This is a genomic window from Floridaenema flaviceps BLCC-F50, assembly GCF_041929275.2.
Taxonomy (GTDB): domain Bacteria; phylum Cyanobacteriota; class Cyanobacteriia; order Cyanobacteriales; family Aerosakkonemataceae; genus Floridanema; species Floridanema flaviceps.
This window is the reverse complement of sequence record NZ_JBHFNR020000002.1, coordinates 1,298,061-1,311,786: the sequence shown is the minus strand read 5'-3', so window position 1 is coordinate 1,311,786 and position 13,726 is coordinate 1,298,061. Positions and strand designations below refer to the sequence as shown.

9 protein-coding genes and 1 tRNA gene are annotated in these 13,726 nt (G+C 41.2%); 4 read left to right on the top strand and 6 right to left on the bottom strand.

What is annotated here, in order from left to right:
- Positions 1-71: 71 nt before the first annotated feature.
- The 6 genes from ACE1CI_RS25940 to psbZ all read right to left on the bottom strand — a co-directional run bounded on the left by ACE1CI_RS25940 (position 72) and on the right by psbZ (position 3,810).
- Positions 72-1,343 (bottom strand): glutamate-5-semialdehyde dehydrogenase, encoded by a 1,272-nt coding sequence (locus ACE1CI_RS25940; RefSeq protein ID WP_413268330.1) that lies wholly within the window; start codon positions 1,341-1,343, stop codon positions 72-74.
- Between the two features lie 4 nt (positions 1,344-1,347).
- Positions 1,348-1,758: a hypothetical protein gene (locus tag ACE1CI_RS25935; protein WP_413268331.1), complete on the bottom strand. Its 411-nt coding sequence runs from the start codon at positions 1,756-1,758 to the stop codon at positions 1,348-1,350.
- 168 nt (positions 1,759-1,926) lie between these two features.
- The gene (locus ACE1CI_RS25930; RefSeq protein ID WP_413268332.1) at positions 1,927-2,730 is read right to left on the bottom strand and encodes a thioesterase II family protein; all 804 of its coding nucleotides are present in this window, start codon (positions 2,728-2,730) and stop codon (positions 1,927-1,929) included.
- 26 nt (positions 2,731-2,756) lie between these two features.
- A tRNA-Gly gene (locus tag ACE1CI_RS25925) sits at positions 2,757-2,828 on the bottom strand.
- Between the two features lie 90 nt (positions 2,829-2,918).
- Positions 2,919-3,506 (bottom strand): 6,7-dimethyl-8-ribityllumazine synthase, encoded by a 588-nt coding sequence (gene ribH / locus ACE1CI_RS25920; protein WP_413268334.1) that lies wholly within the window; start codon positions 3,504-3,506, stop codon positions 2,919-2,921.
- A gap of 115 nt (positions 3,507-3,621) precedes the next feature.
- Positions 3,622-3,810 (bottom strand): photosystem II reaction center protein PsbZ, encoded by a 189-nt coding sequence (gene psbZ, locus ACE1CI_RS25915; protein WP_496615822.1) that lies wholly within the window; start codon positions 3,808-3,810, stop codon positions 3,622-3,624.
- Positions 3,811-4,225: 415 nt separating this feature from the next.
- Here psbZ and ACE1CI_RS25910 point away from each other — a divergent pair, with 415 nt between their 5' ends.
- The 4 genes from ACE1CI_RS25910 (at position 4,226) to ACE1CI_RS25895 (ending at position 13,693) form a co-directional block, all read left to right on the top strand.
- The gene (locus ACE1CI_RS25910; RefSeq protein ID WP_413261224.1) at positions 4,226-6,964 is read left to right on the top strand and encodes a CBS domain-containing protein; all 2,739 of its coding nucleotides are present in this window, start codon (positions 4,226-4,228) and stop codon (positions 6,962-6,964) included.
- Between the two features lie 125 nt (positions 6,965-7,089).
- Positions 7,090-7,989 (top strand): DUF928 domain-containing protein, encoded by a 900-nt coding sequence (locus ACE1CI_RS25905; protein ID WP_413261223.1) that lies wholly within the window; start codon positions 7,090-7,092, stop codon positions 7,987-7,989.
- A 97-nt stretch (positions 7,990-8,086) separates the two neighbouring features.
- Positions 8,087-10,831: a two-partner secretion domain-containing protein gene (locus tag ACE1CI_RS25900; protein WP_496615821.1), complete on the top strand. Its 2,745-nt coding sequence runs from the start codon at positions 8,087-8,089 to the stop codon at positions 10,829-10,831.
- Between the two features lie 108 nt (positions 10,832-10,939).
- Entirely contained in the window at positions 10,940-13,693 is a 2,754-nt protein-coding gene (locus ACE1CI_RS25895; protein WP_496615820.1) for a CHAT domain-containing protein, read from the top strand.
- Positions 13,694-13,726 lie beyond the last annotated feature (33 nt).

Genomic DNA, 13,726 nt, shown 5'->3' with positions numbered 1-13,726 from the left:
GGCAAGAAAACTCTTTAACTCAAAACTCTACCCAGTCCCCAGTCCCCAATCCCCAGTCCCCAGTCCCCACTCTAAAATCTGCCATTTCCCTGGACAATGTGTTTGAGCGTTGTCAGGGCTTCCATGCTGATTAAGCCTCGGCGCTGTCCTTTTTGGTTAGACATTCCCAGAAAGATAGCGTCTCCTCTTCCCGGATTTCGCGAAAATCTCGGACTAGCGTTAATGTAGGTTGAGGCACTGTTGACACCCAAGGCAAATTGGCGGCTTTCTTGGTAAGATTCGGTAACTATACAGTCAGCATGACCGCTGCTGTATTGGTTAATCCAAGCGATCGCACCTTCTAAACTATCCACCAGCTTAAAAGCTACAGTCTTAGTCAGGTAAGGTTCACTCCATTCCGAATCATTTGTGCTTCTCAACTCAGGAAACTCTGCCACTAAATTGGAATCACCTTTTAAAGTAAAGCCCTTTTCCTTCAAGCTGTTAAATAGGGTGACTAAGGAAGAGGGTTTTTGATTGGGATGAATTAAAACTTTTTCGATCGCATTTACCGGATCGGGCTCACTCTGATGACTATCCATAATCACCCAACGCGCTACTTCCAAGCTACCCGAAGGCGACCAAAATAGATAACAGTTACCCATTCCCGACTTCAAAACTGGTGCAGTTGATTGGCGTACTACCTGCTGCACTAAACTGGGCCGACCGTAAGGGATAATTAAATTAATGTAGCGGTCTTGTGTAATTAAATCTCGCAAAGAACCACCTTGATCGGTCGGCAAAAGTTCTAAGCTTCCCTCTGGTATTCCTACTCCCTGCAATGCTGACTGCAAAGCTTGAGCAATTACACTGTTGGAATGACTCGCTTCAGTTCCACCCCGCAGAATTAAAGTATTCCCCGTTTTCATACATAAGCCAGCTGCGATCGCACCCAATTCAGGAAACGCCTCATAAACTAAAGCTATTACCCCTAACGGCATCAGCTGACAGTAAGTTTGGGAATGTTCCAACTGATAAGCTGCTGTCATGACTCGCCGCATCGGATCTGGTAACTCCCCTAACCTTTGCAGCATTTGGATCGTAGTTTGCAGGCGTTCCGGTGTCAGTTTTAGCCACTCTAAAATTAATTCTGGAATTGCCATTTCCCGACTTGCTTCCAAGTCTAGGGTATTGGCTTCCAAAATTTCGTCGGAGGCGCTTTTTAGTGCTTGTGCCATTGCTTGCACGGCACGCGAGCGATCGACTCCTTTGATGGTACCCAGTGTAAAAGAAGCGTGATAGGCACGCTGAACTGTCGCCATCAAATTCGGATTCACTGAAGCATCAAACGTTTCGGTGGTCATAAAGCTAACGTCTGTAAGCTAGCCAGTACATTAGGACTATCAACATCAACGCCACCACTGCTCCCATGATAAACCCAATGATTATGTGAGGTTCTTTTGGTAATTTGGGAGCCAAAAACAGTCCTACCACAAACACTACCACAATGATTAGCAGCGCCACAGGTAGGTAACTGTCTCTGATCCGGGGATAGGCTTTACTCCACCTACTTCCTGTCCAGTGCCAGGATCTTTTGTAGGGATAGGTCGTCGAGAGTTGCTCGATCGCATGACCATTTTCCTCCACTACAAATATTTGCTGGCATTTATTGCAGCCGAAGGCTTCTGTCAGGACAATGGGCATCAGTCGCCCCCTTCGTCCACAGGGACAGGGATAATCACTATTTAAATCTATCTTCTGGGCTTTTGGAGATGGCACAAGCGGTCTTATATCAAACCGAGTTTATGCAAAGGTTTACTATAAACATTCGAGTCATGAACAATTTATTATATGGTATTTTCACCATTTTTTAACTGCTCTTGATTTAATAAAGCTTAAAAGCTAAATACTGTATTGCATTTTAGCACTCTCAACAGATTTTGTTTATTAATATAGAGGTTTCATTTCCTGAACAAGTTGTTGGGATGGGTTCTCGATAGTCTGATGCAATAATTGCGAAAGGCGTTCCAGCACAAGAGTTTGGGCTGAGTGTATGAAGAAATGATCTCCGGGAAACATCTCCAGAGAGAAAGCGGAGTTGGTTTGTTCTCGCCAAGGTTCTAGATCCAAGGCGTTAGCTTTCCAATCTTCTAATCCACCAAAAGCCGTAATCGGACAATCAAGAGGTGGTTCGGGTTTGTAGGAGTAAGTTTCCACTACTGAAAAATCGGCGCGGAGAGTAGGAAGCAACAGTTCCATCAATTCCGCATTTTCTAGTATGGCTTTTGGTGTACCGTTATAGCGTCGCAGTACCTCCAGAAATTCCGAGTCTGGTAGAGCGCGAATCGGTGGATGGCGATCGGGTTGTTGTGGCGCACGGTGTCCCGAAACAAACAGGTGTAATGGACTTCGGTTATACTCTTTACGCAGTACCCGCGCCAGTTCAAAGCTCACTAATGCTCCCAGACTATGACCGAAGAAAGCGAAGGGTTTACTCAGGTTGGGCAAGACGACTGGGGCGAGAGCCTCTATCAGCGGTTCTACTTGAGTAAAGGGAGTTTCTTGGACTCGAAAACTACGTCCGGGAAGTTCGATCGGACAAACCTCAACTGTTGATGGCAGATAATCCCACCAAGAGCGAAAGCTCACAGCCCCACCCCCAGCATAGTGGAAGCAGAATAGGCGTATTTTGGCTTCAGGATTCGCTTTGGGATATGTTACCCAAGATTTACCTCTTTGGCTGTAACTCATTATGATATTAAATCACTTCATTTCTAAGCGGGCAACGCGATTCGAACGCGCGACATTCACCTTGGCAAGGTGACGCTCTACCGCTGAGCTATGCCCGCAACCTCTTGACTTTTACTAGTATGTCAGAGAAATCTAGGTTTGTCAACTAAAAATTGGGAAAATTTTTGGCTGATGGTGGGATGAACTAATTATGGCTCAACTGAGGAGTCGGGGGCGATCGCATTTTTCAGCGCCGCAGGTAAAGGTTGGGTAGCGGCAGGCCCAACAACTTTACCGCTATAAGGTTCCATATCCCCACTACCCTTAATTTGACGCATCAAAGTAGCCATTTCGATCGCACTCATAGCATAATTCCAGCCATGATTACTTTTAATTCCGGCTCTTTCTAGAGCTTGCTGCATATTGTCTGCTGTAATAATGCCAAAAATTACCGGAACTCCGGTTTGAAATCCAGCAGCAGCAATCCCTTTTGCCACTTCCGCCGCAACATAATCAAAGTGAGGTGTTTGACCTCGAATCACAGCACCCAAGCAAATTACCGCATCATAGCGCCCGCTGAGTGCCATTTGGCGAGCAACTAAGGATACCTCAAAACTGCCTGGTACCCAAACGTAATCTACCTGAGTGCCGTGAAGATCAGTATCGATGCCGTGGCGTTTCAGACAATCTTGACATCCCTCTAAAAGCTTACTTGTCACTAAGTCATTGAAACGACCAATGACAATCCCAAACTTTAAAGTTTCTGTCTGAGTAAACGTTCCCTCAAAAACTGCCATGTCAATTTTTTCGTCATCTGTCAATTGTTCTTTGTCCATTGTCTCAAAGCCAATGACTTATGACCTACTGAGCAATGAATTTTTGACTAATGACTGAATGACTAACTGACTGAGCTTAAACCACGAAGGAACTTAACGCACCTACCACCAGTACTAAAACCACCCAAATCCCAGAGCCTAAAAACAGGAATCTCTTGGATTGATCCCAATTTTGGGGTGAGGCGTATGCAACTGGCACCCAAATCACTAATACGAAAGATAGTGCTACCAGAGCAAACAGCGCAAGTTGAAACAAGATTGTCATTTTTTGCTTCTCCCAAGACAGCAGACAGCTAATTAACTGATTAACCTTTTCACCCACAAGGGGCGAGATTTTAAATTCCTATCTTGCTAAACTACCATGAAGCGGTCATCTTTCAGCAAGAAAGGCAGGGCAGAGGGGCAGAGGGGCAGGGGGGCAGAGGGGCAGGGGGGCAGAGGGGCAGGGGGGCAGAGGGGCAGAGGGGCAGAGGGGCAGAGGGGCAGAGGGGCAGAGGGGCAGAGGGGCAGGGGGGCAGAGGGGCAGAGGGGCAGAGGGGCAGAGGGGCAGAGGGGCAGAGGGGCAGAGGGGCAGAGGGGCAGAGGGGCAGAATAAAGAATGGTGAAAGCTGAAAGAGAATAAGGTTAAGATTTTACCAGTCCCCAGTCCCCAGTCCCCAGTCCCTATCCCCCAGAAAGCAATGGATTTGATTTTGTGCCATACAACTGCTGATTTTGATGCTTTGGGAGCAGCTGTTGGGTTAACGCGGTTGCTTTCGGGCGCTAGAATTGTGCTGACTGGTGGTGCTCATCCAGCGGTGCGAGATTTTTTGGCGTTGCATCGGGATGAGTATGCTTTGATTGAAAGGCGATCGGTAAATCCGAAACTGATTCGATCGCTTACAGTAGTAGATACGCAACATCGCGATCGTTTGGGTAAAGCCGCCCAATGGTTAGATTTACCCGATTTAACTGAAATTACTTTATACGACCATCACTTAAATCAAATTTCTGACATCCCGGCAACGCAAGTCACAATTGAAGCTGTGGGTGCTACTACTACTTTGATAGTAGAACAGTTGCAAAAAATCGCCAGGGAACAGTTTTTAACGCCTGCGGAAGCAACGGTAATGGCGTTGGGTATCCATGTAGATACGGGTTCTTTAACTTTTGACCATTCTACAGCTAGAGATGCAGCGGCTTTAGCTTGGTTGATGGCTCAAGGTGCTTCTTTACCTGTGATTGCCGAGTATATCGATCCGGGTTTATCTCGTCAATTACAACAATTACTCACTGTCGCTTTAGATAATTTGCAAACTATCAATCAGTGGGGTTATACCTTAGCTTGGAGTTTAATTGATACTCCTGGTTTTGTGCCTGGTTTGTCTAGTTTAGCTTCTCGGTTAATTGATTTAACGGAAAGCGATCTTTTGTTGTTAGCAGCTAGATACAAAAGTGATGATTCAACTGAAAGTTTAACGGTAATTGGTCGATCGCGCATTGATGGCACGGACTTAAATCAATTATTTCAAGATTTGGGCGGTGGTGGACATTCGCAAGCGGCATCTTTAACTATGAAAACAGTTTCTTCGGAACTGATTTTACAAGAGTTAATCGATCGCTTAAAAGGACAAATTCCCCATCCTCCAACAGCGAGAGAGTTAATGTCTTCTCCTGTCCGAACAATTCGCCCAGAAACTACAATTAAACAAGCACAACGAATTTTATTAAGATATGGTCATTCGGGATTATCTGTTGTAGATGCCTTCGATCGATTAGTAGGAATTATTTCCCGTCGAGATATCGACATTGCTTTACATCATGGTTTTAGTCATGCCCCAGTTAAAGGTTACATGACTACTAATTTAAAGACTATTTCACCGGATACTCCTTTGCCAGAAATTGAGTTATTAATGGTAACTTATGATATTGGGAGGTTGCCAGTTTTACAAAATGGTCAATTAGTAGGAATTGTCACTCGGACTGATGTTTTACGACAGTTGCATCAGGAAAATCGTAGAGGAGAAAGAGACAAAAAAAACGGAAATAATACTGCTTATTGTCCTTTGCCAATTTCTCGGTTGCGCGATCGCTTAACTCCACCTTTATGGAAATTACTACAAAAAGCCTCCCAAGAAGCAGAAAAACGCGGTTGGCATCTTTATTTAGTTGGTGGCGCAGTGCGAGATTTACTATTAGCAGATAATCAAAAACAAGTATTGCTAGAAGATATCGATTTAGTAGTAGATGGATTTCATAAATCTGCTGATGTTGGTGCAGGTGTAGAGTTAGCTAAAGCCTTACAAAAAATCTATCCTGGTGTGCGTTTAGAAGTTCACGGACAATTCCAAACAGCTGCTTTATTGTGGCATAAAGACCCAGATTTAGGTTCACTTTGGGTAGATATTGCTACAGCAAGAACTGAGTTTTATCCTTATCCAGCAGCTAACCCCGAAGTAGAAGCAAGCTCGATTCGTCAAGACCTTTACAGAAGAGATTTTACCATAAATGCTTTAGCCATGAGACTAACAAAACCCCGTGCTGGTGAATTGTTAGATTTCTTTGGCGGTTTATTAGATTTACAATCTCGACAAATCCGGGTTTTACACGCTAATAGTTTTATTGAAGATCCGACGAGAATTTATCGCGCAGTTCGCTTTGCTGTGCGGTTAAATTTTGAAATAGAGCCGCAAACCGAAAGTTATATTAGGTATGCTATAGCAAGCGGAATTTACGAACAAATTCAAGGAAAAAATGGTAGAGCGCCAGCTTTGGAAACTCGGTTAAAATCAGAATTAAAATACATTTTACAAGCTCCCTACTGGAAACCTGCATTACAACTTTTGGCAAATTTAGAAGCTTTGCGCTGCATTCATCCGACGTTAGAGTTAGATGAAAAGTTGTGGTGGGAGGTGCGGTTGTTCGATCGCTGTTTACAAAAATTCGACCCAGAAAAAAGTTTAGAACATTGGCAAATGCGCCTCGAAGTTTTAATTGCTTATTTAGCCCCTGAATTTCGGGGTAAAGTAGCAAATAATCTTCAGTTACCAGTAGATAGTATTGAGCGATTACAAAATTTAGACAAAGCTGAAACTAACATTACTCAATCTTTGCAAAAATTGCAATTAAAGAGTGAAATTGTTCAATTACTACGTCAATACAATTTACCAACTTTGATTTTAATCGCCATCAGATGTAGAGACGTTGTATACAACGTCTCTACTCGCACAATACGACAAAAGATTTGGCGTTACCTCACGCAATGGAGTCACATCAAAGCACCTTTAAACGGCAATGATTTAAAAGCATTAGGATACAAACCAGGAAAGCAATTTAAAGAAATTTTAGATGCTTTGTTAACAGCAACATTGGATGAAAAAATTGATAATCGTGAATCTGCTGAAGCTTTTGTTGCAGAACATTTTCCTATGGATAAGTAAGCGATGATTCTGTTTTGTACTATACACCACTTTAAATAAGCAACCAAAAATTTATCAACTCATCTTGACAACATATTTTTACTTAGCTAGAATCTAAAAAATTTGAAAAATATTAAAAGTCAAAAATGTCTCGAAAGAAGCGGAATTCTTTGGTGTATCTGCTGACATTGTTATCTTTAGTCTCAGGGATAAATTTCATCTGCAATTTTTCTCTAGCATTTAAAACTTTAGCAGTTGTCCTTACACTTGAAAAACAACCTATCAAGCGAGAAAATATTAACGTTGGGGAATTTCAACCATCTCCAAATACAGGGGCACTTGGTAGGGTAACAAGAACAGCATCCACAGGAACGAGATACGTACCACCAGATAGAGGCGCACCCAGTAGCACAGGAGGAGGAGCCACTAGAGGATTACCCTGCGAACAAGATCAGAAGATTCCTTCGTTGCCATTAACAGCTTTAAGACCTGATAATAGCTTAGCTGGTGGTGTGGGATTAACATTAGAATCTCAACCACAATTTTTGGTATATATGCCTCAAACTTCAGCAGAAAGTGCAGAATTTACTTTACAAGATGAACAGAGAAATAATGTTTACCAAAGCAAATTTACTATTAAAGGTCAACCTGGTATTATCAGCATCAGTTTACCTAAAAACTCTATTCAGCTAGAAAACAACAAAAATTATACTTGGTACACTTCGATTATTTGCGATCGCAACAACCGAACAAAAGATGTTACTGTTGCTGGATGGATTAAGCGAGAAGTGCCGCCAACGAATTTAGCAAATCAATTGCAAAATGTAGCGGCAAGAGAACGTCCAAGAATATATGCTGAAAATAGCATTTGGCATGAAGCAATAGCAAATTTAGCAGAATTAATTAACCAGAATCCCAACGATCCAACGTTAATGAATGAGTGGAAAACGCTTCTGGAATCAGCGAAAATTCAAGGGATTGGAGAAAAGCCTTTTAGATTAACTAAAATCGAGTTACCACCAAACTTAGCTGTGGAAACTCGCTGATACTTGGCAAACGATCGCAATATGCAAAAAAGTTGACAACAACTATAATTTTGCCGGGAATAGGTCATAATTTTGATAATATTGTCTCTCAAAGTTTATGAAAATGTCCGATCGAGAAGCATCTACCAAGACAACTAACTTAGTTTTTGTTGTTCTGCTGAAAATCAGTTTATCAACCCATAAAGAAAGCCAAAAATTTGTTGTTTCAACTTTATTTTTCCTGTTGTCTTTAGGGTTATTAATCAGCAAAGTTCAGGCGCAAATAGTCCCGGATAATACGCTTCCGGTTAATTCTCAGGTAACACCTTCTGGCAATCTCCGCACTATTGATGGCGGAACTAGGGCGGGGGGCAATTTATTTCACAGTTTTCAAGAATTTTCTGTACCCCATGACATAGAAGCACATTTTAATAATGCTCTTGATGTGCAAAATATTTTCAGTCGAGTAACGGGGAGGTCAATTTCTAATATTGATGGATTGATTAGAGCTAATGGCACGGCTAATTTATTTTTACTCAATCCCAATGGCATTATTTTTGGGCCAAATGCGAGGCTAAATATTGGCGGCTCATTTTTGGGGAGTACCGCTAATAGTATTAAATTTGGAGATGGGTTGGAATTTAGTGCGACTAATCCCCAAGCTACAGCTTTGCTGAGTATTAATGTACCAATTGGGTTGCAATATGGCAATAATCCTGGAGAAATCCGCATCAAAGGTAACGGTCAGAATTTAAGTAGTGGTGCAAGGGAAAAGTTTAATAGTGAATTGAATCCCTTGGAAGTTGAAACTGGAAAAAGTTTAACTTTTGTCGGTGGCAACGTAATAGTTGATGGAGGAATTTTACAGGCTCCGGGTGGTCGTGTAGAGTTAGGAGGATTAGCAGGAGAAGGAACTGTAGGAATCAATGCTGATGGTAGCTTGAGTTTTCCTAATAATCCAAAAATACCTATTACTTTGGCAAATGTAACTATCAGTAATCAAGCTGGAATTAATGTACTAGCTGATGGTAGTGGGAGTATTACTATTAATGTTAATAGTTTAGATATTTCTGGGAAGAGTCTATTAACAGCCGGAATTAGAGAAAGTTCAGAATCTGTAGTAATTACTCCCGGAAATATTACTTTTAATTCTGCTCAAGGCATAACTATTACATCTAGTCGAGTCGAGAATAATGTTAATCTTGATGTTCAAGAAACAGATTCTCCGCTGAGTGGAAAGAGTGGAGATATTAAAATTACAACTGGCTTCCTTTACTTACGTGAAGGCGCTCAACTTAATGCCAGTACTTATGGTCAGGGTGATGCCGGAACAGTCATAATTTCTGCCACTGATACCGTCTCTTTTGATGGAGTGGGGAGCAATAATAGGTCTAGTGGGGCTTTCAGTAGAGTGCAAACAGGAGCTACAGGCAATGCAGGGGGAATTGAAATTTCCACAGGTTCTTTATCTGTGACTAATGGTGCTCAACTAAGCACTAGCACTTTTGGTAAAGGGAATGCTGGAAATGTGAAAATTTTTGCTAATGATACAGTCTCGTTTGATGGGGTGGAGAGCAATAATAGGTCTAGTGGGGCTTTCAGTAGAGTGCAAACAGGAGCCACAGGCGATGCAGGTGGGATTGAAATTTTCACTAAGTCACTGTCTTTGACTAATGGTGCTGAACTAAGCACTAGCACTTTTGGCAAAGGGAATGCTGGCTTTGTAATTGTGAAAGCTGAAAATGCTATTTCTCTTGACAATAGCGATATTTTCAACACTGTCGAGGAAGGGGGAGTGGGTAATGGTGGGAAAATAGAGATCTCTGGTCGATCGCTCTCCCTAAAAAATGGCTCTCAAATTCAAACTTTGATCCGCTCTGAAGAACCAGACCCTAACAGACAAAGATCCGCTGGTAACATCGTAATTCAAGTTAGTAAAGATGTTTCCTTTTCAGGATTTTCAATTGGCACCAATGCGGAAGGAAATCAACAAGTTTATTATAGTGCGGTGTTCAGTAATGTAGCAAAAGGTGCGATCGGAAATGCAGGCAATATTAGTATTTCTGCTCGCTCGATCTGGTTAAACGACGGAACTCGGATCACTGCTGCAACTCAAGCGGGAGAAGGGGGAAGTATTGAACTCAAAGCAGGCAGCATAGTTGTGCTACGTAATGGTCAAATTACCACTACGGCAAATAAAGCTGGTAAGGGTGGAAATATTACTATTAATACTGATGGATTAGTTGGGATTAAAAACAGCGACATTACGGCTAATGCCGGAACTGGATCTGGTGGTGTTATTAATATCAACGCTCGTTCTGGTTCTTTGGGAATACAACCACTAACCAGGGAAGAATTAGTAGCAAGATTAGGAAGAGAAGTGAGTACTGAAAACATTCCTTCTGCTACGCGAGATCTTCCTAGTAATGATGTGACAGCTATTTCTGCAAATCCCTTGTTGCAAGGTACGGTAACTTTTAATACTGTTGTTTTTCAGGTAATTCCTTTAAATCAGCAATTGGCTTTACCGCCTTTGGTTCCCCAAGCTTGTCGCAATAAAATTGCCGATGGTAGTGAATTTATTATTACTGGTAGGGGAGGGTTGCCAATTAATCCGATCGAAGCGATCGCAGATGAAGCCACCTGGATAGATCTTAGAGTAGCAACTGAGCCTTCTACCAAATCAGCGGGAAGAACGGAAGCACAAAGCAAAATTTCCCCATCATCAACTACTTCTGAAATTATTGAAGCACAAGGATGGAAAATTAATTCTCAAGGAAAAGTGGTGCTCGTTGCTGATACATCAACTGCTACGCCCCAAAGTCCTAGCTTTTTTCTGCCACAAGAATGTCAGGAACAATAAACTTAGGACTTACGCACTGACACCATATATGGTGGAACGGTGCGTTACGTTAACACTAACACACCCTACGAATAGAGCCAAGGCGTAAGTCATAAAACTTTAAGAACTATGAAATACCAACAAAAGTTAAAGGGTTTATTTCGCTTTTCCAAACAAGTCAAAAAGTCGTTAATTTTTTTGATTATTGTACTTTTGGCGGCGGTTCTTACTGCCAGCGTTGCTACTGCCTTTCCTAAATCTATCTCGACAGCTAATGTTGCAGCAAGTTCTTCATCAAATTTACTGCAACAAGGTGCGGAATTATTTCAGGCTGAACAATTTTCAGAAGCGGCGAAAGTTTGGCAACAAGCTGCTACTGCTTGGCAAAAATCTGGAGATAAACTGAATCAAGCGCAAGCTCTTAGTTATTTGTCTTTAGCTGAACAAAAGTTAGGGAACTGGCAAGCAGCAACTCAAGCAATTGATAGTAGTTTATCTTTAATTAGTAGCTCTCGTTCTCAGAAAAGTTATACTTTAATTTTAGCAAAAGCTTTGAATGCCCAAGCTCATTTACAGTTAACAACGGGAAAAACAGCAGAAGCTTTAAAAACTTGGCAGGAAGCAGCTGCTAATTACTTGCAAGCTGGTGATTTAGAAGGAGTAATTGGAAGTCAAATTAATCAAGCCCAAGCAATGCAAAGTTTGGGTTTATATCGGCGGGCTAAAACTACATTGGAACAGATAGAAGTTGAACTAATAAATAAACCCAATTCTTTAATTAAAGCTACAGGTTTACGCAGTTTAGGCAATGCTTTGCGCGTAACTGGAGAATTAGACAAATCCCGTGAATTGTTAGAAGAAAGTTTAAGAGTAGCTCAAGAAGTTAATTTGCAATCTGCGATCGCATCCGCTCATTTTAGCTTAGGAAACACTGCTAGAGCAATTGTTAATAGATCGAAGCAAGGAAACGAATCAAAAGCAATAATAGAAACGGAAAACCAACTTGCCTTAGCAGAGTATCAAAAAGTAATCGAAACTTCTACTTCGCCAATGCTGCCAACTATTGCTCAATTGAGTCAGTTTAGCTTATTAGTAGAAAATCGAGAATTACAGTCAGCTTTGGAATTGCGATCGCAAATTAAACTCAATGAATTACCCGCCAGTCGGCGCTCAGTTTATGCCCGAATTAACTTCGCAGAAAGTTTGATTCGTTACAATAAAATCATCCAAGCTGTCAATGCTGGAGAAACTGCTGAAACCGAGTGTGTAGATAATAGAATAACTTTAGGAGATAGCAAAATATTTCCTCATTTAGTACCAGATTTTATCGAGCAAATTGCTTGGTCAGATATTACTGAAATATTAACTACATCGCTGCAACAATCGAGGAGTTTAAAAGATCGCCAAGCAGAATCTTACTCATTGGGGAAATTAGCGGAACTTTATGCTTTAATTGGCAAAACTCTAGAAAGTTCTAACTTAACAAAACAAGCTTTAGCTTTATCTCAAGCAGTCAATGCTGCTGATATTTCCTATCGTTGGCAATGGAAATTAGGGCAACAATTAAAGACACAAGATGACGCTAAAGGTGCGATCGCAGCTTACAATTCAGCATTAGAAACCCTAAAATCTCTGCGGGGTGACTTAGTTGCTGTTAATCCTAATAATCCAGACGTACAATTCTCTTTTCGAGAAAGTGTAGAACCAGTTTATCGGGAATTAGTCGAATTACTAATCAGTGGAGAAGGAGAAGTTAGTCAAGAAAATTTACGGCAAGCACGTCAAGTAATTGAATCCTTACAACTAGCAGAATTAGATAACTTTTTCCAAGAAGCTTGTTTAGATGCCAAACCTGTAGAAATTGACCAAGTAGACAAAACTGCCGCCGTAATTTATCCAATTATTTTACCAGATAGATTAGCAGTCATTGTCGCCTTACCTGACAAAGAATTACCATTGCGCTATTATGCAACTTTAAAATCTCGCTGCGAAATCGAAACTCTCATCACTGATTTAAAAAATACAATAGGCACAGTTACAGGTGGTTATTCTACAGCTTTGCGTCTTTCTCAACAAGTATATGATTTGATAATTCGTCCTGCTGAAACAGATTTAAAAAATAGCAAAGTTCAAACTTTAGTATTTGTTTTAGATGGTGTATTGCGAAATATTCCGATGGCGGTGCTATATGACGGAAAGCAACATTTAATCGAAAAATACAGCATTGCTATAACTCCAGGTTTAAAATTACTTCCAGCACAACCTCTCAAACAAGGTAAAATCCAAGTCTTAGCAGCTGGTTTATCAGAAGCAAGACAGAATTTTTCAGCTTTGCCAAATGTGAAACCGGAATTGAACGAAATTAAACAACAAGTAAACTCTCCAGTGTTATTAATAGATGAACAATTTACTACAATTAACTTGGAACAACAAATTAAATCATCTCCTTTTCCAATAGTTCATATTGCTACTCACGGTCAATTTGGTTCTCAAGCAGAAAATACTTTTATTTTAGCTTGGGATGATAAGATAAATGTCAAACAATTAGACACTTTATTAGGTGGAAAAGATAAAAGAGGAAATCGCCCGATCGAACTATTAGTTTTGAGTGCTTGTGAAACTGCCCAAGGAGATAATCGCGCCGCATTAGGAATAGCTGGAGTAGCAGTCAGAGCAGGCGCACGCAGCACTATAGCAACTTTGTGGAAAGTTAATGATGAATCAACAGCTATTTTGATGGTACGATTTTACCAGGAATTACTCAAAGGTGACGTAACAAAAGCTGAAGCATTAAGACGCGCTCAACTTAGCCTTTTACAAAAAGATAAATATAAACTTCCTTACTTTTGGACACCTTATGTTTTAGTAGGAAATTGGCGATAAAGTCCGTTGTAAGCGCTGTCTTCGCTGAAGCGC

Excerpts from the sequence above, each read along its gene's own strand:
- ACE1CI_RS25940 (WP_413268330.1), bottom strand. The coding sequence starts at position 1,343 with ATGACCACCGAAACGTTTGATGCTTCAGTGAATCCGAATTTGATGGCG.
- ACE1CI_RS25930 (WP_413268332.1), bottom strand. The coding sequence starts at position 2,730 with ATGAGTTACAGCCAAAGAGGTAAATCTTGGGTAACATATCCCAAAGCG.
- ribH (WP_413268334.1), bottom strand. The coding sequence starts at position 3,506 with ATGGCAGTTTTTGAGGGAACGTTTACTCAGACAGAAACTTTAAAGTTT.
- psbZ (WP_496615822.1), bottom strand. The coding sequence starts at position 3,810 with ATGACAATCTTGTTTCAACTTGCGCTGTTTGCTCTGGTAGCACTATCT.
- ACE1CI_RS25910 (WP_413261224.1), top strand. The coding sequence starts at position 4,226 with ATGGATTTGATTTTGTGCCATACAACTGCTGATTTTGATGCTTTGGGA.
- ACE1CI_RS25905 (WP_413261223.1), top strand. The coding sequence starts at position 7,090 with ATGTCTCGAAAGAAGCGGAATTCTTTGGTGTATCTGCTGACATTGTTA.
- ACE1CI_RS25900 (WP_496615821.1), top strand. The coding sequence starts at position 8,087 with ATGAAAATGTCCGATCGAGAAGCATCTACCAAGACAACTAACTTAGTT.
- ACE1CI_RS25895 (WP_496615820.1), top strand. The coding sequence starts at position 10,940 with ATGAAATACCAACAAAAGTTAAAGGGTTTATTTCGCTTTTCCAAACAA.